The 26,267-nt window shown below is 42.6% G+C and carries 21 protein-coding genes and 3 pseudogenes; 2 read left to right on the top strand and 22 right to left on the bottom strand.

The genetic code is table 11. The annotated features are described in order from the left end of the window. Positions 1 to 549: 549 nt before the first annotated feature. From AC58UU_RS18860 to AC58UU_RS18870, 3 genes are all read right to left on the bottom strand, one after another. Positions 550 to 1,743 carry an MFS transporter gene (locus AC58UU_RS18860; protein WP_497318196.1) on the bottom strand — a complete coding sequence of 398 codons (1,194 nt, stop codon included), beginning with the start codon at positions 1,741 to 1,743 and terminating at the stop codon, positions 550 to 552. A 181-nt stretch (positions 1,744 to 1,924) separates the two neighbouring features. Further along, the gene (locus AC58UU_RS18865) at positions 1,925 to 3,043 is read right to left on the bottom strand and encodes an FAD binding domain-containing protein (RefSeq protein WP_497318198.1); all 1,119 of its coding nucleotides are present in this window, start codon (positions 3,041 to 3,043) and stop codon (positions 1,925 to 1,927) included. Then, on the bottom strand, positions 3,040 to 3,684 hold the full coding sequence (locus AC58UU_RS18870) for a DsbA family oxidoreductase (RefSeq protein WP_497318200.1): 645 nt from the start codon (positions 3,682 to 3,684) through the stop codon (positions 3,040 to 3,042). Before AC58UU_RS18870 ends, AC58UU_RS18865 begins: the two co-directional genes overlap by 4 nt. A gap of 218 nt (positions 3,685 to 3,902) precedes the next feature. Between AC58UU_RS18870 and AC58UU_RS18875 the strand changes: the two genes are divergently transcribed. Continuing rightward, entirely contained in the window at positions 3,903 to 4,490 is a 588-nt protein-coding gene (locus AC58UU_RS18875) for a TetR/AcrR family transcriptional regulator (protein WP_497318201.1), read from the top strand. 122 nt (positions 4,491 to 4,612) lie between these two features. Here the strand turns inward: AC58UU_RS18875 and AC58UU_RS18880 are convergent. The 14 genes and pseudogenes from AC58UU_RS18880 to AC58UU_RS18945 form a co-directional block, all read right to left on the bottom strand. Beyond that, positions 4,613 to 5,334 (bottom strand): annotated as a pseudogene (locus AC58UU_RS18880) (IS6 family transposase). Positions 5,335 to 5,482: 148 nt separating this feature from the next. Then, positions 5,483 to 6,157 (bottom strand): ABC transporter ATP-binding protein, encoded by a 675-nt coding sequence (locus AC58UU_RS18885; RefSeq protein WP_497318203.1) that lies wholly within the window; start codon positions 6,155 to 6,157, stop codon positions 5,483 to 5,485. Positions 6,158 to 6,216: 59 nt separating this feature from the next. Continuing rightward, a complete protein-coding gene (sigK, locus tag AC58UU_RS18890) occupies positions 6,217 to 6,867 on the bottom strand; it encodes an RNA polymerase sporulation sigma factor SigK (RefSeq protein WP_497318205.1) in 651 nt (216 codons plus the stop codon). Positions 6,868 to 7,028: 161 nt separating this feature from the next. Continuing rightward, positions 7,029 to 8,120, bottom strand: coding sequence for a GerAB/ArcD/ProY family transporter (locus tag AC58UU_RS18895; RefSeq protein ID WP_497318206.1), 1,092 nt, complete (start codon positions 8,118 to 8,120; stop codon positions 7,029 to 7,031). A gap of 13 nt (positions 8,121 to 8,133) precedes the next feature. Continuing rightward, positions 8,134 to 9,279 carry a Ger(x)C family spore germination protein gene (locus tag AC58UU_RS18900; protein WP_497318208.1) on the bottom strand — a complete coding sequence of 382 codons (1,146 nt, stop codon included), beginning with the start codon at positions 9,277 to 9,279 and terminating at the stop codon, positions 8,134 to 8,136. A gap of 36 nt (positions 9,280 to 9,315) precedes the next feature. Then, positions 9,316 to 10,764, bottom strand: coding sequence for a spore germination protein (locus AC58UU_RS18905; protein WP_497318210.1), 1,449 nt, complete (start codon positions 10,762 to 10,764; stop codon positions 9,316 to 9,318). Positions 10,765 to 10,999: 235 nt separating this feature from the next. Continuing rightward, positions 11,000 to 11,512: pseudogene (locus AC58UU_RS18910) on the bottom strand (class I tRNA ligase family protein); the annotation flags it as partial. Between the two features lie 166 nt (positions 11,513 to 11,678). Beyond that, a pseudogene (locus AC58UU_RS18915) lies at positions 11,679 to 12,318 on the bottom strand (IS6 family transposase). A gap of 45 nt (positions 12,319 to 12,363) precedes the next feature. Next, the gene (locus AC58UU_RS18920; protein WP_497318309.1) at positions 12,364 to 13,242 is read right to left on the bottom strand and encodes a phosphotransferase; all 879 of its coding nucleotides are present in this window, start codon (positions 13,240 to 13,242) and stop codon (positions 12,364 to 12,366) included. Between the two features lie 175 nt (positions 13,243 to 13,417). Continuing rightward, entirely contained in the window at positions 13,418 to 14,293 is an 876-nt protein-coding gene (locus tag AC58UU_RS18925; protein WP_497318212.1) for an ROK family protein, read from the bottom strand. A 30-nt stretch (positions 14,294 to 14,323) separates the two neighbouring features. Continuing rightward, on the bottom strand, positions 14,324 to 15,814 hold the full coding sequence (locus AC58UU_RS18930) for a glycoside hydrolase family 32 protein (protein ID WP_497318214.1): 1,491 nt from the start codon (positions 15,812 to 15,814) through the stop codon (positions 14,324 to 14,326). 79 nt (positions 15,815 to 15,893) lie between these two features. Further along, positions 15,894 to 17,495, bottom strand: a complete 1,602-nt coding sequence (locus AC58UU_RS18935) for an ABC transporter substrate-binding protein (RefSeq protein WP_497318216.1) — start codon at positions 17,493 to 17,495, stop codon at positions 15,894 to 15,896. A 49-nt stretch (positions 17,496 to 17,544) separates the two neighbouring features. Next, positions 17,545 to 18,426, bottom strand: a complete 882-nt coding sequence (locus AC58UU_RS18940) for a carbohydrate ABC transporter permease (protein WP_497318217.1) — start codon at positions 18,424 to 18,426, stop codon at positions 17,545 to 17,547. An 18-nt stretch (positions 18,427 to 18,444) separates the two neighbouring features. Next, positions 18,445 to 19,380: an ABC transporter permease gene (locus AC58UU_RS18945; RefSeq protein WP_497318311.1), complete on the bottom strand. Its 936-nt coding sequence runs from the start codon at positions 19,378 to 19,380 to the stop codon at positions 18,445 to 18,447. Positions 19,381 to 19,916: 536 nt separating this feature from the next. Between AC58UU_RS18945 and AC58UU_RS18950 the strand changes: the two genes are divergently transcribed. Next, on the top strand, positions 19,917 to 20,954 hold the full coding sequence (locus AC58UU_RS18950; protein ID WP_497318219.1) for a LacI family DNA-binding transcriptional regulator: 1,038 nt from the start codon (positions 19,917 to 19,919) through the stop codon (positions 20,952 to 20,954). A 416-nt stretch (positions 20,955 to 21,370) separates the two neighbouring features. Here AC58UU_RS18950 and AC58UU_RS18955 read toward each other — a convergent pair whose 3' ends face one another. From AC58UU_RS18955 to AC58UU_RS18975, 5 genes are all read right to left on the bottom strand, one after another. Next, positions 21,371 to 22,045 carry an ABC transporter ATP-binding protein gene (locus AC58UU_RS18955; protein ID WP_497318221.1) on the bottom strand — a complete coding sequence of 225 codons (675 nt, stop codon included), beginning with the start codon at positions 22,043 to 22,045 and terminating at the stop codon, positions 21,371 to 21,373. Between the two features lie 60 nt (positions 22,046 to 22,105). Beyond that, entirely contained in the window at positions 22,106 to 22,732 is a 627-nt protein-coding gene (sigK, locus tag AC58UU_RS18960; RefSeq protein ID WP_497318223.1) for an RNA polymerase sporulation sigma factor SigK, read from the bottom strand. A 93-nt stretch (positions 22,733 to 22,825) separates the two neighbouring features. Next, positions 22,826 to 23,806 (bottom strand): ROK family protein, encoded by a 981-nt coding sequence (locus tag AC58UU_RS18965; RefSeq protein ID WP_497318225.1) that lies wholly within the window; start codon positions 23,804 to 23,806, stop codon positions 22,826 to 22,828. Next, complete coding sequence (locus AC58UU_RS18970) at positions 23,803 to 24,438, bottom strand: D-sedoheptulose-7-phosphate isomerase (RefSeq protein ID WP_497318227.1); 636 nt, start codon at positions 24,436 to 24,438, stop codon at positions 23,803 to 23,805. Before AC58UU_RS18970 ends, AC58UU_RS18965 begins: the two co-directional genes overlap by 4 nt. Continuing rightward, the gene (locus tag AC58UU_RS18975; RefSeq protein ID WP_497318229.1) at positions 24,435 to 26,126 is read right to left on the bottom strand and encodes a ribulokinase; all 1,692 of its coding nucleotides are present in this window, start codon (positions 26,124 to 26,126) and stop codon (positions 24,435 to 24,437) included. The genes AC58UU_RS18970 and AC58UU_RS18975 overlap by 4 nt, the downstream gene beginning before the upstream one ends. Positions 26,127 to 26,267: the final 141 nt, after the last annotated feature.

A 26,267-nucleotide genomic window follows, 5' to 3' on the forward strand; every position in this document is an offset into this window, starting at 1 on the left:
AATGAACAGACGCCGTGCATCACAAGAGTATAGACTCTTGGATACCCGGCGTCTTTTTTGGTGTTCCAGAGCACGTTCTGCAACTGCCCCGCAGAACGTTCGGAGTTTGCCATATGTCACAGATGATGATCACGCGCTCCCCCTACTCCCCGCATCCGGACTCCGTCCCTAGAAAATAACTAAGGGCAGTTTTCCGAGAGTTGAAACCTCGTAACTGCCCTAACGATAATAGGCGAAAATGATAGGGGATCTGTCACCACAATATGAAATTCACGTATCAACATTACTATTTAAACTTTTCGTTAGTTCTAGAAAATAATAGATAAAGGTCTGAACCGAAGGATTGCTGAATTGATGCTTTTGAAATATAAGCTTTAGCTCACGGGTAGGCGTTGGATCCATGAGATGAATGATTTTAAATCCCAGGGAAACACTCCTACGAGTTGCTACAGTGTAGCATAAACCAGTCGTAGAATATTATACATTTGCTCTGAAACTAACAAAATAAGCAGTCAGGTATCTCCTGACTGCTTAAGTATGACTTAAAAACTACTTTCTCTCTGTGGCAAAATAAAGAAGGGCAATGGTCGGGAAAGCTATTCCAATCCATAACGCTACACTCCATCCCCCTGAGGCGTATGCCCATCCACCGATAGCAGATCCGATGGCACCGCCAAAAAAGAAAATAGCCATGAATAGTCCGTTCAGTCTGCTGCGAATTTCTGGCCCCAACGAGAAGATCTCGCGTTGTGAGAGCACAAGATTTGCAGATACTCCGGCGTCCAAAAGGATGGCCGATACTACTAAAACAGCCACTCCGACGGATGAACTTGTTTGGATCATAAGCGGCAACAACACAGAAACAATGACTGTACCGAGCGCTATTCCTGTGCCGGGTCTAGTCCAGCCGCGATCAGCTAACCGGCCAGCCACAGGTGCAGCTATCGCACCCGCGACTCCGACTAGTGCGTACAAAGCAATGGCTTTCTGAGAAAAATGAAAAACGGGGCTTGACAATAGTATTGGAACAGTTGTCCAGAATAAGCTGAAAGTCGCAAACACACACGCATGATAAGCAGCGCGACGGCGTAAGATCGGGGTAGTTCGCAGCAAGTGCCACATTGAACCAAGTAGGGCTCCATATTGCGTGCTTGCTGTTGGCCTTCTTGCAGGCAGCACTGTTGACAGTACAATCGCCAAGACAACAAGAGCTGCGGCTGACAAGCCGAATATAGCATGCCAGCTAAAAAAGTCAGCCACCAGGCTCGATAATGGACGTGAGAGCATGATGCCAAGTAACAGACCACTCATGACATTGCCGACAACGCGACCACGTGTAGATTCCGAAGCAAGGTATGTTGCAAAAGGTACGAGTACTTGTGTTGCGACCGACCCCAACCCTATAAAAAGTGAAGCCGCAAAGAAAAGTATAGCTTGTTTCGCCACTGCTGCCGCGGTCAGAGCAACTGCTGTAAGAAGTATCGATATGACTACCAGCTTTCGGTTTTCAACAATATCTCCCAACGGTACGATAAATAGCAAGCCGACAACGTATCCAATCTGTGTTAGCGTTACGATCAAGCCAGCACCGCTAGCTGACAGCCCGATCGAAGAACTAATTAACCCTACCAGGGGCTGTGCATAGTAAAGATTAGCTACAATGATACCGCATGCGGTCGCCAGAAGTATGGTTAACCATGTAGGCATATCTTGCTCGATTGCTTGTTTTTTTGAAGCAGTCATAGGTACCACTCCTTATTAAGATATAATCTTATTTATCAGAAAAATTTTGTTATTAATTAATTCATTAATTATCGATAACATACGTTGCCGGTACCGGAAGCTCCCAAGAATTGTCGCCATTATATTTATTAAGCGGAATAAGACTGGCACCGTATAACCTCCCTCAATGGTGAATTTTTGTTTAGTAACCTAAGCGTGACGATTGTCCTAACCTTGTCCCCAATGACAATAAATTTTCACCCAAGATGAGTTGAGAACTTTCCCATCTGTTCAATGTTGAAGTTAAGTCTTCTTTTCTTACCAAAGCATCAGCCAACTGCATGGCATTAATTGCTGCTTTGGATGCACTCGCTGCCGTGTGAGGTCGGGGAACAAAAGCAGATTCTCCAAGCAAAATCACTCTGCCAAAAACCATTTTTGAAATAGCTAAATCGTTAATCGGTTGAAGAAATGGCTTCTCTGTAATGTTTACCAACTGGTAAAATTGACTCGGCAGTAAAGATTTTGCATCTAATTTTATACGTTCAACATATTCGTTCAGGACGCTCCCGGGAGGCATAAAAAACTCCAATTGTCTCCCAGTCTCGTCAGTCAACAGATGTTTCAACTCTTCTTGCTTTACATTGACATACCAGACCCAATTTAATCGCCTATTCTGGATATCTTTTACTCCTGGGATCAAATAACTGAGAATTTGAGTTCTCGCACCTTGATAAAACGTAAATTTGTCCTCAAAAAAACGAATCAAATCCGTAGGCGCTTCATTCTCCTCTATGACTCCACGCCAAGCAACATAGCCGGCATAGATAGGATTTTCTGCAGGCAATAGCTCTTGACGGATTTTAGACCCAATACCATCTGCAGCTATAAATAGATCTGCCGTTAATTGCTGCCCGTTACTAATCTTCACCAGAACTTGATTTTCATCTTCTTGAAAACCCACAACGTCTTGCCCTGTATGATATAAGTCTTCAGGAAACGCTTCTCTTAATTTGCAGTAAAGCATATCCCAGGAAGTCATAAGCTGGGGCATATACATTTGTTTCGCGCTGCCATCAAAATGAACGAACTGTCTGTCCTTCGAAGAGATACTCATTTCTGAAATTGAGCATACTTTATAGGTTTCCAGAAATTCCATTACGTCGGTTTGTAGAACAATGCCGGCGCCGCGACTTTGCAAATTACCCGTTGAACGTTCATGGATAGATACCTCGTGACCATGAGCTTTCAAAGCAATTCCCGCAAAAAGCCCTCCTAACGATCCTCCTGCTATTACAATACGTAGCGGCTTTACGTTCATGAATGTTCCTCCAGGTTCGCTTTTTTAAATAATTCTTTGATAACTTCAACACTTTGAGCACCTGAAAAAGCATAAACCCCATTGATAAAGACGGTGGGTACAGAGCTTATCCTTAAATTACGCGCGATTTTTTCCTCCTCCAGGATCTCTTCGACTCCTTCATTGCTTGAAAAAAAGTTCTCCGCTCGTTTCCGATCTATTCCTGCTTCCATGGCGATTTGAACTAACGCATCAAGATCTCCAACATCATCCCCATGAATGAAATAGGAAGAGAATAAAGCATCAATTATTTCTTTTTCTAGCCCTTCTAATCTCCCCAACCAAATCAATCTATGGGCCTCAAAAGTATTAGGTGTGCGTTTAACTAAATCATAATTAAACGATATCCCTTCCTTTTTGCCTGCTTCCTCTACTTGTCTGTCCAACTGCATTGATTTCTCCCAACTGCCAAACTTAGCCGAACGATATGTTTTGCGATCCATTCCACTCTTAGGTATCGTAGGATTTAACTGGAATGGCATATGCTTTATATCAATTTCATCTCCACTACCCATTTCTTCAATCGCCTTTTCCATTCTACGATTTAAGATAAAACACCAAGGACAAATAATATCTGAAAAAACGTCCACCTTAATAACCACAGCATCTCATCCTCACAACTTTTATTTTTTAATGCATAAATCCTTCAGAACTGCTAACACCAATTAAATACTGAACGTTAAGTTCATTAATTATTGACTAAATAATATACTGAACGTATAGTTTTGTAAATAGTTAATTTTATTTTCTTTTTGCATAATATTAGGTATACTGAACGTATAGTTTATATTTTTCATTTTAGTTTCAAAAGGCGAAAGGGATGATTCCTGTGCAGGTCAAAAGAGGGCGGCCACGAAATGTTGAAACGCAAAAGGCTATCCTTACCGCTTCCTATGAATTATTATTGGAGGATGGCTTTGAAACGGTCACAGTTGATAAAATTGCTGATCGCGCCAAGGTTAGTAAAGCCACGATTTATAAATGGTGGCCTAACAAGGCTGCCGTGGTGATGGATGGTTTTCTATCTGCCGCCGCGGCAAGATTGCCCGTGCCTGACACGGGATCAGCATTCAATGATATTCTTATACATGCCACAAATTTAACCCTGTTTTTGAAAAGTCGGGAGGGTACAATCATTACGGAGTTATTAGGCGAAGGGCAGTTTGATTCCGGGTTGGCGGAGGCATATCGAACCCGATATTTCCGTCCTCGCCGACTAGAGGCCAGGCGTCTTTTGGAGCAGGGGGTTCAACGCGGGGAATTGAAAAAAAATCTCGATATTGAAATAAGTATCGACCTCATTTACGGACCTATTTTCTATCGCTTGCTGGTGACTGGTGAAAAGTTGGACGATTCCTATGTTCAGCATTTGGTGATGAACGCATTTGAAGGAATCCGATCGACCTGAGGCCACAGAGTTAATTCCGGGGGTCAGTCCGGGTTGTTTACTGCTATCCAATCTTTGCCGTTAATCGGGTTTTGGTGCAACAATTAAAATTGATCAAAGATATCCGCGATTTCGTTGTTTGATTATGCTGCCAAACCAAACAATTTGTTGATTAATTCAACTGAAGAAAGGACAGACGAATGAACGCATTCGATCTGCCCTTTCCTTAGCATATGCATGACTTCGATTCCCGCAATTGTATATTCTGCAGTTTCAAATGACTTGAATCCCAGCTTTATGATTTTCTTTATAAACCGATGATCTTGTTCAATAATATTGTTAAGATATTTCTTTTGTCGTAGTAATGTTTCTTGTTTCATAGCTTTCTCGTCCTTCAATTGCTGGACTGCGGTAGGATATGCTGGGTTTTTATCGACAGTGATCACGCGAGGCGATTGATTGTATGTTGAAGTCAATGCTTTCTTGAAAAATTGTTTGGCAGCGAGAGCGTCTCGTTTTTCAGAAAACATGAAATTAATCGTGTTTCCTTTTGAATCTACTGCTCTGTAAAGATATTTCCACTGCCCTTTGACTTTAATATAGGTTTTATCAGTTCGGAAGGAATCATTTGTCGACTTTAAATAGGGACGAATTCGCTTCTCTAATTCAGGCCCAAACTCATGAACCCATCGCATGATGGTTGTATGAGCCATGCCAAGACCCCGTTCTTTCGCCATCTCCACGAGATCACGATAACTTAGGCTATACATCTTACTGTTAGCAAGATAACTTGAGATTCATACTGCTTCCACTTAAACAAATCTAATTCCGTTTCCAACGTAATTGCCCTATCCCATGACTTCATTTCGATCATGGTATCATGTATCGGAGCTTTGCACCACAACCCTTTAAAGGGTAAAGTTACCGAGTGGTTTGGAACCACTTAGATTGTGCGACTGTGAGGCGCACAAACAAACCGGACCCCCTTATTTGGAGTTCCGGTCTTATAAACACTATACAACTTCATTCAATCGCCCATCCCGAAACCTCACAATCCGCTTCGCCTGCTGCGCAATCAATGAGTCATGCGTAATCAAAATAATCGTCCGACCTTGTGCATTTAATCTCTTTAAAATGTTTAAAATCTCTACACCAGTCTTCGAATCTAATGCCCCCGTAGGTTCATCCGCCAAAATTATCGGAGGATCTCCTGCCAACGTTCGCGCAATAGCAATACGCTGCTGCTGTCCACCAGATAACTCTGATGGAAAATGCTTCTTTCGATCCAACAAGTCCACTGATTCCAGTGCATGCAAAACGAGTGGCTCTCTTTCCTTTTTGCTCATCCCCCGATAGATCAAAGGCAACTCCACATTCTCATAGGCACATAATCTCGGCAGCAGGTTAAAACTTTGAAAAACAAATCCAATCTTCTGATTACGAATCTCAGCAAGCCCAGAATCCTTAAGCACATTTATTGCTTGACCATCCAGGTCATAGATACCTTTATCTACAACATCCAAACACCCGATGATGTTCATCAGCGTGGATTTACCGGAACCTGACGGACCCATGATGGCAACGAACTCACCATGATCAATATCTAAAGAGACGTCATCTAATGCTTTTATCGTTTCCTCGCCCATCGTATAATACTTACTGGCATTTTCGATATGGATTAACGTCATAACCTTCACCTCCATTACTTGCACAGTGTCCAAATAAATGAAGTATCCGATTCGCAACCTTACCGCTTCGCCTTATAAAATTCATGATACAGCTTCATGAGCGCCCGCTTCTCAATCCTCGAAACATAGGAGCGACTGATGCCGAGCTCCTTAGCAATCTCCCGCTGCGTCCGCTCTTCACCGCCTAATTCCAACCCAAATCGACCAACCACAACTTCCTTTTCCCGATCATCTAAAATTTCCAAATTACGGTAAATTTTGCTCTTCTCTATCTTGAGCTGCACCTTATCCACGACATCGTCGGCCTCCGTGCCAAGGATATCGATCAAAGTAATTTCATTCCCCTCTTTGTCTGTTCCAATGGGATCATGCAGGGACACATCCTTGCGCGTTTTCTTCAGCGATCGAAGATGCATAAGGATCTCGTTCTCGATGCAGCGAGCAGCAAACGTCGCGAGCTTGGTCCCTTTGTTAGGCGAAAACGACTCGATCGCTTTGATCAATCCGATCGTCCCGATGGAGATCAAATCCTCGAGATCTTCTCCTGTGTTGTCGAATTTTTTGAGGTTGTGAACACAAAGCAACGTAGAATTCCACAAAACTTTGCCATTTCGCTCAACAAAATGACAAAGGAGCATGCCACGGTTGGCTGTCCCTTTGACGATCGTCACCTGATGAACCGGATGCTTTCCAATTGTCCAATTGTCCAATCGTTCGTCGATCCTCATATATGAACTCAGTATAGTATTTCTATCGTCGATATTTTGTTCAGACCCATATCGATCATGCCCCCTCGGATTTCCAGATCCGGTTCATCCAAGACTCTCAATTATCCACTGATGCATTAAATTTACGATTTGACTTCAAAAAGTTATTCACAGCGAGTTCGAACGCGGCGAAAATGCCCAACAATCATCATGACAATAGGAAGCGCTATTATATTGATTGGAAATACATACTTAATCCACACACGATCTGCATATTCCATGACAGAAACTGCATTTGACGGGATAAGCGATATTATGAAAAGAAAAGCTGCCACAAACAAGACCAAGCTCTTTGAGTTCTTTACGTTTAGGAGCTGTGCCGTTCCATAGCTATTAATAAAGAGATATAAGGATAATTTCACAAAAACACTGAAAATCCATATAAAAATAATCCAAACATCCATATTTTGTACAAAATCAAGAAACGAAATAAACCGAACCATCGTAAAATACGGGTAAAATAGCTGTCCGCCCATCTTTGTACCGAATGTGGTTATAACCATTATTGTCGATACAGTAACAAGAAGAGACGGAAACAGAATCGCCATCAATGCATACTTTAATGAACGTTCCGGCTTCAATAAAAAAGGTGTAATCATCATGATCATGATGGATTCACCGAGAAATGAGGCATTGTGTAAGGAACCCTTTAGTATCGGTAGCAATCCGGTATCTGCATAAACGGGCAAAAGCAGCTTAAGCTTTAAATTGGTCGTGTTCAATAGAAGGGTAAACACAATTCCCAAGACGATCAACGGACCTGCTATTTCACTAAACCTGGCTATACCCTCAATACCTCCTTTGTAATTGACGTAGATCATAGCTGTAATCATAATAGTGGAAATGACCCAAGACGGAGTATCGTGAAAAAGCATTTGTTGGAGAAACTCCGACATGACCCGCAAAATTACAGCCGCGACCGTATACCAACCGGCAAAGTAAAGGAGACAGACTGTTCTGCCAACCCATTTACCCAAAATATGTTGACTGAATTGTACAATCGTTAGAGATGGGAAAAGTGAGCTTAGTTTTGTGACTGAATAAGTGATCGCCATACCGACAATTCCGGCCAGAATAAGAGAAATCCAAGCATCCTGGTTGGCTTTTTGAATGGTTGGAGCAATGGCCAACCAAATCGTCATACTAATTTCTACGGTTGCCATCAGCCAAAACAATTGCCAGTTGGATATCTTCATTTCAGCTCTCCTTTTATTGAATCAATCGTTTTCCTAAGTTTCCGACCCGCATAATTTCGATATCTACATGAACGGTTACCGGCAAGTTCGGAAAAATCCGATCCCAGTTGTCCTTTAATGATTTCCACTGATACGGGTGCTGTCTATGCAGCGCTTCCCCAAAACCGAAGATGTCTTGTCCGTACTTTTCCTGCACGATTTTTATCGTTTTTTCGATTTTTTCTTTCTCTTTTTTATTCAATTTTCGGTTGATATCCTTTAAAATTTCGGATTTGGAAAGGTCAGCACTCGATTGGCTCTCCAATAGCCTCCCCTTACCGGATAATTGGACTTCAGCAGTAATTTTATCTTGGTTAATGTGAGTGATGATTGTACTTTTCAAGTTAGACACATAGAGTGAATACCTTCCACTTTCAATCGATTGCGTTAAATACTTATCTTTCAATATCCCTTTAACCCATAACGATTGCAATGTTTCCATGCGCTCCAAAAATCCGGCCATTTTTAAGTCTTTGTTGAATACGGCCAGGGAATCGATAAGAAATATTTTATCCTGGTTTTGCTTTTGCGGCGATAGCTTAATGACCGGCATAACCGGTCTTATCCCTTGACTGGTAGCATCTAAGAAAAAGTCCCGAAGAGCAACATCCCCAATACGGCAAAACCTATCCTGTTCAACTGCCGCTATAGCTGAAAACTGGCTAAATGGGCTGTTGATTTCCAACGCGTCTTTACCCTCACCATCCTGTACGACAAAAATATCAGTCCTTAACCGCGTATCGGAATTTCTGGTGTATTGATCCACAATATCTTTAATCCCTCGACGAGCAAGATTCTCCCCGAAGAAAATGGCTCTGCGGTGTCCTATAAAGATCCTGCGCGGCAATTTCTCTTGTAATTTGTTGATGGTTTCAACTACACTCTTCCCAGTTGCCGATATGACAATATTGCCTTTACCACTGGCCCCTTCCCCCCCTTTCTTTTTAAGAAATTGGGATGGAATTGCGATTTGGGCGCTGATTTGAATAGCTCCGTCTTTAGCCAGATCAGTTCCGCTTCCTATCCAGAATGCATAGTCGTTAATCTCATTCCGATCCCAGCAGCCCGATAAAATTACGATTAGGAGGAATGCCGGTACGATCCGTTTGGTTGTTCGCATATGTATGAATCTCCATGTTCTTGGTAGATGGCATGTCTAACCAGGATTCTTCTTTACAAACCTCTTATGCATCCGGACAAGCGTATCCTTGACCATATTGCCTGTAGAGGGCGCTACTGGCGTTAAATAAGGGACCCCGAACGATTTTAAGGTAACCAGGTGTATCAAAATCATAACAACCCCCATGGCAACACCATAAACTCCAAAAACTCCGCCTGCGAGTAAAAGCGGAAAGCGTATAAGCCTGAACGGAAGTGCCATGCTGTATCTTGGGAAAGAGAACGAAGCGATACCGGTACCTGCCACAATCATAACAATCGGGGCTGATATAAATCCGGCTTGGACGGCTGCCTCACCGATGACCAGAGCGCCGACGATGCTAACTGCCGATCCTACGGCCTTGGGCAGGCGTAGTCCTGCTTCGCGTAATCCCTCAAACATCAGTTCCATAAGAAACGTTTCCACTACAGTAGGGAAAGGAATCCCTTCTCTGGAGGCCGCTATACTCATCATCAGATTAAGAGGAATCATCTGCGGGTGAAACGTTGTGAGCGCTACATATAAGGAAGGCAGCAGCATGGATATAACGAAAAGCATCAAGCGGATAAACCGGACGGCCGTTACATACAGGAAGCGTTCATAGTGATCCTCCGCCGATTGAAACCCGGACCAGAAGGTCATAGGAACAACAAGCGCATTAGGAGAACCGTCCACTAGAATGGCTACTTTTCCTTCCATCAAGCTTGCGGCAACGGTATCAGGACGCTCTGTATTTAGGATTTGCGGAAATAAAGAAAAGGGATAATCTTCGATATACTCTTCGATATAACTGGCATCAAATATGCGGTCTGTTTTGATGCGGCCTATTCGATTTTTAACTTCTTGCAGCACTTCGTTTCTTACATTACCTTCAACATAGGCTAAGACGATCTGTGTATTTGTCGTAGTGCCTATCCGAAACGGTTCGAATTTTAGACTAGGACTTTTAATTTTCCTGCGAATCATGCTGGTATTCGTCCGAAGTACTTCCGTAAAGCCTTCCTTGGGTCCGCGGATCGTAGTTTCATTCGAAGGCTCGTCTACAGTCCGCTGCTTATATTCATTTATATCTGCCAGCAGCGCATGTTCCCAGCCATTAACAAGAATGACCGTCTTCCCCTCCAGGATCGCTTCCGAAGCCTTGTTCAAACAGAATATTTGTTTAAAGCTCGATAACTCAGCCTGATTCAGGGCAACATCTACAGCTGATCCTTTATTTCCGTAAAGATCCGCTCTTAAAGCTGCTAAGGAGGGAATAATAGCTTGCTCCATAAGGCTAGTACTTGTAAATCCATCCAAATATATGAGGAGATTTTGAACATTTCCATTCACATGCAAAGGGCGGAATATGATGTCGGAGCAATTATGGAAAACCTCATTGAATGCTGCTTCGTTAATAGCTAGGCTTTTATGAATGGGTCTGCTTGGAGCTTCTGGTTTCATCATGGAATCATCACTCCATTTGTAATAATTCGCTTAGTATGAACCAGTTATTGGAACGGTATACCAATTTTGTACGTTTTTTGGTTATATAATTTGAAAACCCGATTTTATACAAGTACAACAAGCCAGGATTTCAAGTGATTGACCATAGATACCAGCAGTTTGCCGTTTTTCGGTGCCCGGGAATGGAAATTACGAGAGTTCGATAAACTTATCCAAAATATGAAACTGCCCATGCCTCATAAGCAGTTCCTAAGAATTCCGAACCTTTGTGAGTAGATAAGATCTCAAAGTCCTCTTTAAAAACTTTTTCTGCAAGTTTTTTTGCAACCACATATACTTCGCCGTTTTGTCTTACTTTATCGTAATCAATGTCCCTGTTTATCGCCAGCGCCACGTTGTCCGGTAGCGTCCAAGGTGTTGTCGTCCATGAGAGGAAGATTTCTTCGCCATTCTTGCTTCTAAATTTCACCGTTGCACTCAAATCTTTTACATCTTCATAGCCTTGCGCCACTTCATGAGAACTGAGAGTCGTTTGGCAGTCAGGGCAATAGGGGCTGACGCGGTGACTTTTATACAACATCTCCTTTTTATGAATTTCGTACAAAATGTGCCAAACGCTCTCGATATATTCATTGGTCAGCGTAACGTAAGGGGCATCCATGTCAGTCCAATAAGCGATTGCTTCAGTCAGTTCGCGCCATTGCTTCTCATATTCGAACACACTACTTTTACATTTTTCAACGAATTCGATATGCCAAGAGGTCGGTTATCACTGTTGCTCTTCCTATTTAATGCCGCTTGCTCCTCACGAATAAGGCATTTTAAAACATTAGACTTTTCTTCAAGTTGTTTTAATTCTTGGGTTGTGTTGCAAATAATAAAACTGCCAAGTATACCTTACTTTATTAGATAAACTATGCAACCAATCCAAATAATTTATTAATCCATTCAACATCGGAAATAGCAGGTGATATTTCAACCTGCTGTTTCCTGAGCATATGAAAGGCTTCAATTCCCGCTAACGTTTCTTGCTGTCTGGAATGACTTAAATCCCATCATAGGATTTGTTATTTTCTTTATGAACCGATGGTCTTGTTCGACAATGTTGTTAAGGTACTTTGTTTGTCTGATTATCGTTTCTTTCGACAGATCTTTCACATCCTTTAACTGATCTATTGCGGGTGGGTATGCAGGGTTCTTATCCACCGTGATCACACGTGGGGATGATAACGCCTTCTTGAAAAAGCGTTTGGCCGCATGAATATCACGATTTTTAGACAACATGAAATCTATTGAGCTTCCCTCAGAATCCACTGCCCGGTACAAATACTTCCACTTCCCTTTGACTTTAATGTAAGTTTCATCGACCCTATAGGAATCTTTAGTCGGTTTCAAGTAGGGACGAATTCGTTTGTCTATTTCAGGTCCGAACACATGGACCCATCTCATGATCGTAGTATGAGAGATATTCAATCCTCTCTCTTTCATCATTTCTGCGACATCTCTATAACTCAAGCAATATTTTAAATACCATCTAACGGTTAATAGGATCATATCAGCTTAAGTTATTAATAAAATGAAGCGAGAGCATCTACATCATTATAATTGATAAATCCCGTGTTCTATCCGCTGGATGCAATATTCGGCAAACTTGTAGTAATCAAAGTCATGGTGACTCTCCTCTTTAGTAACTCCACTGTAAAACATCCCCCATACTACCTCTCGAACCATCGACACGAATTTCATGTCCTGAAAAATGTGGAATGTTTCCTCCTCGAAATATCCGAAGTATAACTTTAACCACTCACGCTCATCTGTTTCACTGAACTGATTTGTAAACGGAATGAGCGTCAATTCGAAAAACACATCTCCGACTCCCGACAACTCCCAATCAATGATTTGCAACTGTTGACCTGTATAAATCATATTGCATAAAAAGGAATCATTGTGACAAAATTTGCTGTTATATTCTTTGTCATCGCTTCTCTTATGCGCGATTTTCTCTACTCGATGCAAAATTCTGTTTAATCCATCAGGATGCTTGACTCGAAACTGATCTGCGCCTTTCAAATATCCATAAATTAAATCGTAAGGAGTACATGTTCTGCCTTGCCCTTCCATACGATGTATTTGTTTGAGGCGATCCATAATTATTCCTTTGATACGATCGTCTTTTAGATCATCTTTCTCAAGCATTCGTCCTTCTATAAATTCCGTGACTACAAATTGTTCCGGATAATTACTCGAAATCACTTTAGGAGCAAATCCTTCGCGGTTTGCCTTCTTCATCACTTCTACTTCAGAGCGGCGTGTCAGGTTCAAATACTCATTTTGCCTGCTATTGATGCGAAGAACGTATGTACTCTGTTTGGTTTGTACCTTATAGGTTTGGTTGCATAGCCCTCCACTAAGACTATCAAAACTTAGGAATTCATGGCTTAGCTCTGGTACTTTGCGAATAATTTCTTCAACTTTCATGTTCAACAGGATCCCCCCCACTTCGAATCTTCAATCGACCGTAGAATAAACATTTACTTGGATAAATTTAATACATATGTCTCCCTACATTACGAGTTCTAAAGGAAAAATACCTCCACTATCATGAATAGCTGGAGGTATCCTGAATTTCCGGTATTTTCTTGGTGTGACATTTCTAAATATCCAAGGCTTGCTTAGCCAAGGCCAGGGCACCGCATAGGCCAGCGTTGCCGCCTAAAGCGGGTGGTACAATGTAACTATCATTGTCCTCTGAAAAAGCCGGATGCTGTACATAACCGTTCAACAGTTTACGAACTTGTTCGCGTATAAGCGGGAATAAGTGGGACTGGTTCATAACGCCGCCGCCGACAATGATTTTCTCCGGAGAAAGAATGAGCGTGTAATTGACCAGTGCCTGAGCGATATAGTAGCTTTCCATTTCCCAAGCGGAATGCGTATATCCAAGTTCAAACGCCTTCTTGCCCCAGCGATCCTCCAGCGCCGGTCCCGCCGCCAGTCCTTCCAAACAATCTTTGTGAAAGGGGCAGTGTCCTTCATAGCTGTCATCCGGATGCCGCCGTACAAGAATGTGCCCCATTTCCGGATGGGTCAAACCATGAACGAGCTTGCCTTCAACGATTGCACCCGCACCGATCCCGGTACCGATCGTCATGTACAGGCAGCTGTTCAATCCTGCTGCAGCCCCCCATGTTGCTTCCCCCAAGGCAGCTGCATTCACATCGGTATCAAAACCAATTGGGATGTCAAAGTATCGATTCAAATTCTCCACGATCCGGTAACCACTCCAGTGCGGCTTAGGAGTTCTTGTTACGGAACCATAAGCCGGGCTCTGCGGGTTCACATCGATCGGGCCGAAGGTTCCGATTCCAATCGATTGTATCTCTTTAGATGCAAAGAAATCCATCGCATTGCCGAGCGTAGCTTCAGGTGTCGTAGTTGGGATAGAGATGCGGTCAATGATTTCGCCATCTGCCGTACCAATCCCGCATACGAACTTTGTCCCGCCGCCTTCGATAGCACCTAATAACAATTCGTTTCCCTCACAATCATCGTCACTTTGTTATACCGTCACAACTGAATAGATCGATTTCAATTGATGAAGCACTAGAGAAATGACCTTGGCCTTTCCATCAAGCACATAAAGTTCCAAACCTGTACTGGACGGATCTGGAAAAATTTGATCGGTAATCACGATCTCCCCGTCATTTGCAAATACTTCAATGGAGGAGTTATCGACAAAAAGCTGCAGTTTTAGCCGTCCGTTTTGAAGCTCCAATTGTACATCATGCTTACAAGCAAATGCATCATGAAATCTGCTTTCACCGGAGTTACAGCGGTCAACAAACAATGTCTGCATGGCGGTGTTATAGCCGACTACGGTCTCTTCCCGCTCCGAATTCCGAAGCTTAAAGCCAACTTCCGTTGCGTCGCCCAAATCGATTTCACATTCGAGCTCATAGATATCGCTGTGCACGTCCGAAAGTATGTTTTGACCGGGGTTAACTGTAACCTCTTCCCAAACCTGCGCTTCTAACCGAAGCTTCTGCAAATCCGTCACAGGCTTTTGAATCAAACGGATTCCAGATGGCCCCTTCTTCAGGGAGAGCACCCGTGGCAGCGTCATAGCGCTTCTCCAACTGGTTGTCGGGGTGAGATTTGCATACTTCCAATTGCTCATCCAGCCGATAAACAGCTTTCCTTTATCCGATCTATGAACATCCGACCATGTTACACCGGCATAGTTATCTCTCCCGTGATCTAACCATAATACGGTTTCAGGAGAAGCATCGTTCGTAAATGTACTTCCGTCAAAGCTCCCAACAAAATATTGTGTCCTTGAGCCTTCAGCCATCTGTGGATGATCTCCGATGCTGACAATCAGTATCCATTTCGTTTCTTCAGCATGACCTTCTATCGGTAGCTCTATTAAGTCTGGACATTCCCATACTCCGTCATGTGAGCCCTCTTCGGCACCGAATTCACTTGCAAAAGACCATTCCTTTAGATTGGAAGACGTATAGAAATGAACACGGTCTTCCACTGCAAGCACCATGATCCACTGCTGCTTTGAAGCATGCCAGAATACTTTAGGATCCCGGAAATCCGTTATTTGCTCGTTGCATAACACAGGATTTCCCTCATACATCACCCATGTTCTGCCTTTATCCAAACTATAAGCAAGGCTTTGCCTCTGTCTCGGACGTGCGGAATCCGGATAATGGTCCGCGTGGGTGAAAATAGCAACCAGACCGGGCTTACCGGAGAAAAATCCACTTGTATCCTCCCAATCCACTACTGCGCTTCCGGAGAAGATGAAACCGTGTTGATCCGGCTTTAACGCAATCGGGTAATGCTCCCAATGGGTCAAATCCGTACTAATTGCATGTCCCCAATGCATCGGTCCCCAGGTTGTACCTTCCGGATAATGCTGATAAAACAAGTGATATTCTCCATCGAAATATACCATTCCATTTGGATCGTTCATCCATTTAGCCGGCGGCGTAAAATGGAACTGTGGCCGGTACTTTTCTCTATACATAACAGTTGACATCTCTTCCACTCCCTCTATTTAAAAAAATCCGGAGCGTCACCTTCATACTCGATCCGCTCCGGCGGTCTTATAACAAAACTTATTTTTTTACGTTTCTGTCGTAACCTGCTTGTTTAATCTTCAACCAATCTTGTAGACCCAGACGGTCCAATTCTTTTAAATAACCAGCCCATTCCGCTTCAATTTTCCCATTCTGAATCCACTCGGTCCGTTTTCTCAGTACATAGGCAAACATATCTGTTTCAATCGCAGAAAGTCGATCCAATTCTTCTAGAGAGAAGAACACTTTTGGATAAATATTTTTAGCCTTCATGTCTGGGACCATCACTTTTTTCATTAGGTCCAATCTCCATGCCGCATCGTCTGGCTTCGTCGTAACATTGCCATAGTAAGAATCCAATATCGCCAATGGTCCGCCAACAAAGGTTTTTTGTCTCAATTCCCAAGGAGACATTCCGTTCAACGGTAGATGTTTCAGCATTTTTTTAGATTCGTCGAATTCAAAGATATTTTGCTGCGCTTTATCTCCATAAGTGCCCCAGTTGTTTTGTACGGATTGTGTCGGATCGTATAGAGAATCAATCCATTTTGCAGTCGTTTCGATATTTTTATTTGCTTTTGTGATAACCATTCTTCCTCTGTCGAGTCCCATTCCGTTCGTTCTCGTTACGTTTTTCCAACCATTGGGTCCTTCAAGCGCAGGCATAAGATCATATTTATCGTTCATGCCTGTGATATTTCCCTTATCCCATGTAAAATATAGACCATAACGATTTTCTTTTCCTTTAGCTAAATAGGTATTCCAATCCTGCGTAGGCCCTTCAACATCCATTAAACCTTCTTTATATAATTCATTTAGAAACTTGACGCCTTCCTTAAAGCTATTATCAGCAGATGTGAAAATAACCTTTCCATCATCACTGACAACCGTATGGTCCCAGTTTTCACCCAGACCGAAGGAGCCGAATAAGAAAGCCAAGTCTTCTCCGCCGGTTTTATTAATAAAGGACATAGGTATTTCATCCGCTTTTCCATTACCGTTCGGGTCTTTTGTTTTAAAAGCAATCAAAACTTGTTTTAATTCTTCGGTCGTTTTAGGCATTTTCAAGCCTAACTTATTTAGCCATTCCACGTTAATCCAAGGAAAATCGTCGACAGAATGGATACTTTCCTTACCCGCGCCCAGCTCCTCAATCCATGGGAATGAATAAATATGGCCATCTGGGGCCGTAATCATCGATTTATATTGCGGCGCTTTCTCCAATACCTTCTTGAAATTTGGCATTTGTTTTTCAATAATGTCATCGAGCGGAATAATGGTTCCGTCCTTTGCCAATTTAAGCAAATCGTAGTCACCCAAGGCTGCATCGAAAATCGCATCAGGAAGGTCACCGCTGGCAATCGCTAAATTTCTCTTCTCCGCAAACGAATCCCACGGGTAGTTTTCCCAATCAATGTGTATTCCCGTCTTTTCTTCTAGACGTTGGAATATCACCTTTTTATTAGGATCTTCGGGAGCTAGCGGTGAGCTTTGTGTCATAAACTTCAAAGCAGGTTTCGCTGTTGTACCTGTGGCGGCACTTGATGCTGCCGGCTCGCCTGATTCTTTGTTGCTGCTGCACCCAGTTACTGCCAATAATGCCGCCATTGAAATGAATAATGCCTTTTGGGAATGTTTCATAAAAATAACCCTCCTCTTTTTTTGGAAATCCTATATGCTTGCCGGTCCATTATTTTAATGAACCGACCAAGACACCCTTTTCAAAATACTTTTGGAAAAAAGGATACATAACAAGTAACGGTAGACTGGAAATGACAATGGACGAATATTTAATGATCTCAGATAGCCGTTTCAGTTCTGCCATAGCCAATTGGTCCGCAATCATGCCAGGATTTACTTGATTCTGAATTAAGATAGATCTTAAAACCAACTGTAGAGGCAGCAAATTAGCACTCTTCAAATAAATTAACGCGTCGAAATAAGAATTCCATTGACCTACGAATGCATATAGAGCTAATACGAAAATAATTGGTTTAGATAGAGGGAGAACAATCTTGAAGAAGATACGCACCTCAGATGCGCCATCGACCTTTGCTGCCTCGTTCAATTCATTCGGAATCCCACTAAAAAAGGTCCTTGCCAAAACAATATTCCAAACATTTACGGCTGTTGGTAGGATGATCGCCCATACCGTATCTAACATTCCCAAGTTTTTTATCACCAGATAGGTTGGAATTAACCCGCCGCCGAAAAACATGGTGACGACAAACAGGATCGTAAAAAACTTTTTACCTACGAAACCAGCAACCGATAAAGGGTAACCAGCAAAAATGGAGACAACGACGGTAACAAAAGAAAATGCGACAGAGTAAAAAAGAGCATTTACAAATCCCCGGATCATCGCATGATTCGATAAGATGACTTTATACCCTTGAACACTATAATCCGCAAGATGGAAGGAGATCCCTTTATTTAACAGTGCAGTCGGCTCCATAAACGATGCCACGACTACATAAATTAAGGGAACTACAACGATCAATACAGCAAAGAACAATAGAATGTAATTGATGGCCAGAATAAAACGGTCCAATCTAGTAGGCTTAAAATTCATACGGCATCTCCTTTTCTTTTAATAGAGGCCTTCACCTTCATTTAATTTCTTTACGACAATATTAACGAGGATAAGCAAAACGACATTAATTACGGAGTTAAAAAGACCAACCGCAGAGGAATAGGCGTAATTCCCTGCTTGCAAACCAATTTTATACACATAGGTTGGAATGATCTCTGATGTCGGAACATTCATTGCCGTTTGCATCAAATATGCTTTCTCAAATCCGATTGCCATAATGCCGCCGGCAGCTAAGATGAATACGATTGCCATAACCGGTTTAATCGTAGGCAAGTCGATGTGTTTGATTCTTTGCAGCAGGTTAGCTCCATCAATGGTTGCAGCATTATGGAGTTCGGGATCAACGCCGGCTAATGCAGCTACATAAATAATCGATGACCAGCCCGCTCCCTGCCAAATGCCAGATAAGATATAAAGTGTACGAAAATAATCCGGGTCTGACATAAAACTAATAGGATGGCCAGTAATCAGGGTTAGAATCTTATTAATCGGCCCTACCGGTGATAAGAAGACGAATAGCATCCCGACAACAACGACAACGGATATAAAGTTTGGCGCATATAAGACCAATTGAATCCTTTTTTTAACACCAGCTTTCCGCAATTGGTTCAGCATAAGCGCTAATAAAATGGGAACCGGGAAACCAAGTATGAGTCCGTAAGCACTAAGTTTCAGCGTGTTCATGAAAATAACTTCAAAATTTGGTGAGGTTAAAAACTTCGTAAAATGCTTTAATCCAACCCATTCACTGCCGAAAATCCCTTTGCTCGGACTAAAGTCTTTAAAAGCAATGACCGCCCCGTACATGGGCACGTACTTAAATATGATCGTCAGGATGAAGGCTGGTGCCATCAGTAAGTACAGGAAAGGATTTTTCCTCATATAATCGATTTTGCTTATAAATGTATTACTTCTTTGTTTAACAGCTCTCATGTCAACCTCCGCAACTTCTTGCAAGATTGTCCCCCCTAACTAAATATCCATAAAATTTTTCAATTGCATAAATCATTTCAAACAATTGTGTTTTTTCACATGTAAATCCCTTGATAGTAAGGGCTTACATTCTTCGTCTTATCCTCTTGACCACAATTACAATTTACACATATTAATTAATTTAGTCAACATAATTTTTATATTTTTTGTTCATTTGCAAACAAAATAAGATGCATATTCTCACTAAAAATCGAAATATTGTTCATTTTCATTAGTTATTTAAAGAAAAAGCAGAATAAATGGAGATTCTCATCTCGATCCACAAATTCATTTGCACAAATGAATTTGTGGATTTGTTCGCAAGGATTAGTTCAAATGTTTAGTTATTGTTAATCTGCAATTGCACTAATTCCTGGGTCAATATTTGTTCATTTGTAACATTTTGAATTGACGTTTTAATAATAATGCTATACATTTAGTTTAAACTAATCATTCATTGATCTGAGAACTGATGTTGTTCGCAAAGGAGTAAGCAAATGAGTAAAGAAAAAATCACTATACAATATATCGCGGACTCCTTGGGGCTATCTAGGAATACCGTTTCTAAAGCTCTTAACGGAAGTGAAAGTATTCCTGCAGAAACAAGAAATAAAGTATTAAAACGTGCGATTGAATTAAATTATAAACAATTTGCTCTTATCGATACGGACACGTTAACCACCAAAAATACGGGCAACATTGCACTTTTAACGTCAAATTTGCCGAGTAATTCTCATTTTGGCGCCTCATCACTAAGCGGGCTTGAGAAAAAAATCAGTTCCGATGGTTTTAATTTATCCATTCATATTGTTCGAGAATCTGACATTTCTTCATTAGTACTGCCTAATAATTTCGACACAAAAAAAGTGGACGGAATCGTTTGTATTGAGTTATTTGACAAGAAATACACCCAACTAATCAATTCCTTGGGAATCCCAGCCATTTTTATAGATTCCACAGCGGATATCTTTTATTCCGAGCTTCATGCAGATATTATTCTAATGGAGAACGAACAAAGTTCTTATTATATGACAAAGAAATTAATCGATAATGGTTATGCAAGCATTGGCTTTATTGGCGATTACAATCATTGTAAAAGTTTTAATGAAAGATGGGTTGGATTTAACAGGGCATTACTAGACTCTCATTTACAGCTCGACCCTTTATTTTGTATAGTTGAAGAAGATCGATATATTGCGGATCCTAAATGGTTTGAGAATCGGTTGGATAACATGAAGAACCTTCCGTCTGCATTTGTTTGTGCGAATGATTTTATTGCAATTAACGTGATGAGGATATTAAAAAATAAGAATATACAAATACCAGAGGATATTGTTATCAGCGGTTTCGATAACTCTCCTGAGTCGCAGATCGTAGAACCTCATTTGACAACCGTTCATATATTCCGGGACGAATTAGGAGTTCTGGCCGCTGAAATATTGTTGTCCAGGGTCAAGAACCCTCTCAAGCCTCCTCAAATTACTCACGTTCAAACGAAGCCGATATTTCGTGAATCTACGGGTAAGTTAAACTAATCGTAATTTATGAAACCATAAAACAATAAACCGCTGCACCCTATGAATGGTGTAGCGGTTTATTGTTTACTTAAGAAAGAGGTCGGGAAACCGCCTCCTCAATTAACCATCGCGTTGGATTTGTGTGTATTTATTGCTTGAGTCTGGTTACTTATGGGCTTCTGGACAAGTAACATTTGATAAAGAGACAATTGCCGAGAAAGTCTCATTATTAGTATTAGGATGATATCAGACTTCCGATAAATGAGCTTACGCTAGTTCCTTTGCCAACATAATCATCTCCTATATAAGAACATTTGTTTGTGTTGTTTTATATCAGTGACGTATTGGTTATGCAAGCTGAAATTTTTCTTTGAATAACTCAAAGAAAATAAACAAACCGGAACCCCTTGTTTGGAGTTCCGGTCTTATAAACATTAAACAACTTCATTCAACCGCCCATCCCGAAACCGTACAATCCGCTTCGCCTGCTCAGCAATCAATGAGTCATGCGTAATCAAAATAATCGTCCGACCTTGTGCATTTAATCCCTTTAAAATGTTTAAAATCTCCACACCTGTCTTCGAATCTAATGCTCCCGTAGGTTCATCCGCCAAGATGATCGGAGGATCTCCTGCCAACGTTCGCGCAATTGCAACTCGCTGCTGCTGTCCGCCAGATAGCTCAGATGGAAAATGCTTCTTGCGATCCAGCAAATCTACCGATTCTAGTGCATGTAAAACGAGAGACTCTCTTTCCTTTTTCGTCATTCCCCGATAGATCAAAGGCAACTCCACATTCTCAAAAGCATTTAATCTAGGCAGCAGGTTAAAACTCTGAAAAACAAATCCAATCTTCTGATTGCGAATCTCAGCTAGCTGTGAATCCTTAAGCAAGTTTATTGCTTGACCATCAAGGTCATAAACACCTTTATCTACAATATCCAAACACCCTATGATGTTCATTAGTGTGGATTTGCCGGAACCTGACGGTCCCATGATGGCCACGAACTCTCCATGATCAATATCTAAAGAGACATCATCTAATGCTTTAATCGTTTCCTCGCCCATCGTATAGTATTTACTAGCATTCTCGATATGGATTAACGTCATCACCTTCACCTCCATTACTTGCACAGGGTCCAAATAAATGAAGTATCTGATTCATAACCCTTACCGTTTCGCCTTATAAAACTCATGATACAGCTTCATCAGCGCCCGCTTCTCAATCCGCGACACATAAGAGCGACTGATGCCGAGCTCCTTCGCAATCTCCCGCTGCGTCCGCTCTTCCCCGCCAAGTTCCAGACCAAACCGGCCAACGACGACTTCCTTCTCGCGATCGTCCAAGATCTCCAGATTGCGATAGATTTTGCTCTTCTCTATCTTAAGCTGAACCTTATCTACGACATCGTCGGCCTCCGTGCCAAGGATGTCGATTAAAGTAATCTCATTCCCCTCTTTGTCCGTTCCTATGGGATCATGCAAGGACACATCTTTGCGCGTTTTCTTAAGCGAACGCAGATGCATAAGGATCTCGTTCTCAATACAGCGAGCGGCGAACGTCGCGAGCTTGGTCCCTTTGTTCGGCGAAAATGACTCGATCGCTTTGATCAATCCGATCGTCCCGATTGAGATCAAATCCTCGAGATCTTCCCCCGTATTGTCGAATTTTTTGAGGTTGTGAACACGAAGCAACGTAAATTCCTTTTTTCTTATCAAGAAAAATTTTTGTTGTACCCTTTGGTTCGGCTGCACACTGTAATAAACCCATTCTAGAGCTGGTCGTAGTGTTACCATGATAAGAAAAACTGTTAGTCTATAGAAACTTAGTGATTATTTCTGCGAGAAGAAATCTACCTTGCTAGCATTTTTTTGCAAGGTAGACTGTCATTATTCGTCTGCCCTTTTTTCAAACATTTCCATGGCAACAGATAATCCTGCATAATCTCCAACTTGCTCACCTAACCCAGCAGGCACAATCTCACATACATCCAGGGACAAAGATAAGGCTTCCTGTCTCAATGTGGCCATGACAATAGGTTCAAGCAATTCTTGCTGCCGCCCATAGATACTACCAATAACAATTCTTTCCGGATTGAGTACATCTACCAACATAGCAAGTCCCTGTCCTAACCGGCGACCTACCAGATTAAATACTTGCCGTGCCAAAGGATCCCCTTCTTGCGCAGCCTTTCCTACCGTTTCAGCAGACAAACCTGCCAAGTCGTTCATATGCTTACAGAAAGAAGGAGCCTTACCTTCTTGAATAGCTTTTATCGTCATCGTTTGCGCGAGCTTCGCGATACCTCCGCCGCTACAGAAACCTTCAAATGAACCCTCCTTCCCATATCCCAATGGCCCATCAGCTTCTAAACGAACATGCCCTACTTCACCGGCCATGTCATTCGTTCCCCTATAAAGCTGCCCGTTAAGAATAAGCCCTGCCCCCATACCCGTACCGAAGGTAAGAAAAATCATGTTTCGACAACCTTTTCCCGCTCCAAAACGCCACTCCGCTAACGCACAAGCATTCGCATCATTCTGTAAGCCGACCGGAATACCGAAACGCGCGCGAAAAGGAGTGATCATGTCAATATTATCCCAACCTGGAAGATTCGGAGGCGAGAGAATGAGTCCAGCCTGGCTGTTTAATGGACCTCCGCAGCTGATGCCTAGCGCCGCAGGTGTTTGCTCAGAATGCCTAGATATTACAGTCTCCAGGGCTGCTGTGATGTCATCCATTGCCACTTTCGGCTTAGATGGCGTCGTGAAGCTTATTTTTTCCAAAATAGTTACTCGATCTTGTTCCACAGTACCCAAACTCACTGCACATTTTGTTCCACCAATATCGATCGCTGCCAGCATTGTCATGTGGGAAAGAACGCCTCCTCCAGCATACTGCATATCGCATGATAGATCGGCAGATGCCTCTCTTGGATATCCGATGTTTTTTCCCAAGGCACACATATGGCCACATCGCAAAGCGACTTCATTTCCCCTCCACTACAACCAGTAAAACCAATGGTTTTCATACCTTGCACTCTGGCAACTTGCAAGGCCCGGAGTACATTAAGAGAGTTACCCGACGTACTAAAAGCAATTAATACATCGCCTGGACGTCCATAGCCATACACTTGCTGAGCAAAAATCATTTCCGGAGCAACATCATTTGCATATGCGCTAATTAAAGCTGTATGACTAATGAGTGAAATCGCCGGCAGCGCGCCTTGGAGCCTTTCCGCAAGACCAACGCCCTCTCCCGGGAATTCACTCTCAAATTGAGAGCTGATCAATGCGGACAGTGGCCGATTGGACATGAATCCCTTCATCAATTCTCCAACAACATGCTCGCAATCTGCTGCACTTCCACCATTTCCACATAAGAGCAGCTTGCCATTTTGATGAAAGGAATTGTATAAAAGCTCATATCCCACTTCAATATCTGGCACACAATCTATTAACTCGGGATAGCGAGTTGTCATTTGTTGCAAAATAGCATTCATTCAACAGTGCCTCCTAGCTGAATCCGCTTCAATGCCTTCATGACATCACAGCCACCACGGCCGAATAGCTCATGTAGACGGTTATACGCCAGGTATAACTCATTATAAACTTGGCTATGTTCATCGATTGGCTTATAGCTTTCTTCCCTCACACGGGTCATTCGAGACGCCGCTTCCACAATACTCGCATAACCGCCTTGTTCAGTACCTGCCGCAACTGCGCCAAAAATAGCTGCACCGAGTGCTGAAGTCTGCGTTGAATCGGCTATCTTAATCTCACGGCGGGTCACATCAGCAAATATTTGCATGAGCAGCTGATTACGTTGAGGTAGGCCACCGCAAGCAAGCAATTCGCTCACCTTAACACCTGCTTGCTCAAACGTTTCAATGATCTTTCGTGTACCAAAGGCAGCGGCTTCCAACAGGCAACGGTATATGTCTTCTGGCTTCGTCTGCAAGGTCATACCAACAATCAACCCACTCAAATCCGCGTCTACGAGCACCGAACGATTGCCGTTCCACCAATCCAATGCTAGTAATCCTGTCTGTCCAGGTTTCAAATCCCTTGCCAGTTTCTCCAAATAGGCATGTACGCTGATGCCTTCGTTCGCAGCTTCATCCTTCACATAACCTGGTACACCCTGCTCAACAAACCAACCGAATAAGTCGCCGACTGCCGGTTGTCCCGCTTCATAACCATACAACCCAGGAACAATCCCATCCTCTACGACTCCGCAAATGCCTTCCGCATGTATTTCCTTATCACTCAGCAGCATGTGACACAAGGAAGTTCCCATTGCCATTACCATTTGACCAGCGTGCACGGCTCCTGCGCCAGCAACACCTGCATGTGCGTCAATAATACCAACAGCTACCGCTGTTCCAGGGCGTAGCCCCATAATCGCAGCAGCTTCGGTCGTCAGTTCACCTGCTTTTGAGCCAAGCAAAGTAATGTCTCCCTGAAGTTTGGTTTCCACGAATGTTTCAAGCCTAGGATCTAGTGCGCTAAAGAAATCCTTTGAAGGATAGCCGTCTGTTTTATGCCAAAATGCCTTATAGCCCGCACAGCAGCTACTTCGGATTGAATTAGACGTTATTTGCAGAACAACCCAATCCGCCGCTTCCATCAAACGATGCGTTTGTTCATAAATCGCAGGCGCTTCATTCAGCATCTGCCACGCCTTGGCCACCATCCATTCAGAAGATGTTTTGCCACCATACCGACTTAAGAAGCCAACACCTAGGCGTTCCGCCGTCTCATTAATGCGATTTGCTTCTTCCTGCGCTGCATGGTGTTTCCACAGCTTGACATAAGCATGAGGCTCATCCCGAAGCTCCTCTTGATAACATAACGGAACGCCACTTTCATCAACCGGAAGAACCGTACACGCTGTAAAATCAATTCCGATTCCGATCACTTGCTTCGGATCAATACCCGCGCTGCTTATTACAGCAGGCACTGACTTTCTTAATACATCCATATAGTCGTCTGGGTGCTGAAGAGCCCAATTGGCTTCCAACAATCGATCAGAATTCGGCAAACGTTCGTCGATCACACCATGAGGGTAAGGTGTAACATGCATCGCTATTTCTTCCCCATTTTCGATATCTACGAGGAGCACCCTGCCAGACTCCGTTCCATAATCCACACCAATCGCATAGTATTTGAACCCTGATTTCGTAAGCATTACACACCATCTCCTAAACTTTATTTGCGTAATTTTGTAATATTAATACAACAAAATGCCGCCTTTCACCCCCTTAGTGATCCTAGAATAGCACCTAGTATAAAGTACTTTTTCACATAGGGATAAATGGTTTATTCGGTT

This window comes from Paenibacillus sp. JT22N1 (genome assembly GCF_059692155.1).

Bases quoted from the DNA above. Each gene is read 5' to 3' on its own strand.
- AC58UU_RS18860 (WP_497318196.1), bottom strand. From the start codon at position 1,743: ATGACTGCTTCAAAAAAACAAGCAATCGAGCAAGATATGCCTACATGG.
- AC58UU_RS18865 (WP_497318198.1), bottom strand. From the start codon at position 3,043: ATGAACGTAAAGCCGCTACGTATTGTAATAGCAGGAGGATCGTTAGGA.
- AC58UU_RS18875 (WP_497318201.1), top strand. From the start codon at position 3,903: ATGATTCCTGTGCAGGTCAAAAGAGGGCGGCCACGAAATGTTGAAACG.
- AC58UU_RS18885 (WP_497318203.1), bottom strand. From the start codon at position 6,157: ATGACGTTAATCCATATCGAAAATGCCAGTAAGTATTATACGATGGGC.
- AC58UU_RS18895 (WP_497318206.1), bottom strand. From the start codon at position 8,120: ATGAAGATATCCAACTGGCAATTGTTTTGGCTGATGGCAACCGTAGAA.
- AC58UU_RS18900 (WP_497318208.1), bottom strand. From the start codon at position 9,279: ATGCGAACAACCAAACGGATCGTACCGGCATTCCTCCTAATCGTAATT.
- AC58UU_RS18905 (WP_497318210.1), bottom strand. From the start codon at position 10,764: ATGATGAAACCAGAAGCTCCAAGCAGACCCATTCATAAAAGCCTAGCT.
- AC58UU_RS18920 (WP_497318309.1), bottom strand. From the start codon at position 13,242: ATGAAAGTTGAAGAAATTATTCGCAAAGTACCAGAGCTAAGCCATGAA.
- AC58UU_RS18930 (WP_497318214.1), bottom strand. From the start codon at position 15,814: ATGTCAACTGTTATGTATAGAGAAAAGTACCGGCCACAGTTCCATTTT.
- AC58UU_RS18935 (WP_497318216.1), bottom strand. From the start codon at position 17,495: ATGAAACATTCCCAAAAGGCATTATTCATTTCAATGGCGGCATTATTG.
- AC58UU_RS18940 (WP_497318217.1), bottom strand. From the start codon at position 18,426: ATGAATTTTAAGCCTACTAGATTGGACCGTTTTATTCTGGCCATCAAT.
- AC58UU_RS18945 (WP_497318311.1), bottom strand. From the start codon at position 19,380: ATGAGAGCTGTTAAACAAAGAAGTAATACATTTATAAGCAAAATCGAT.
- AC58UU_RS18950 (WP_497318219.1), top strand. From the start codon at position 19,917: ATGAGTAAAGAAAAAATCACTATACAATATATCGCGGACTCCTTGGGG.
- AC58UU_RS18955 (WP_497318221.1), bottom strand. From the start codon at position 22,045: ATGACGTTAATCCATATCGAGAATGCTAGTAAATACTATACGATGGGC.
- sigK (WP_497318223.1), bottom strand. From the start codon at position 22,732: ATGGTAACACTACGACCAGCTCTAGAATGGGTTTATTACAGTGTGCAG.
- AC58UU_RS18965 (WP_497318225.1), bottom strand. From the start codon at position 23,806: ATGACAATGCTGGCAGCGATCGATATTGGTGGAACAAAATGTGCAGTG.
- AC58UU_RS18970 (WP_497318227.1), bottom strand. From the start codon at position 24,438: ATGAATGCTATTTTGCAACAAATGACAACTCGCTATCCCGAGTTAATA.
- AC58UU_RS18975 (WP_497318229.1), bottom strand. From the start codon at position 26,126: ATGCTTACGAAATCAGGGTTCAAATACTATGCGATTGGTGTGGATTAT.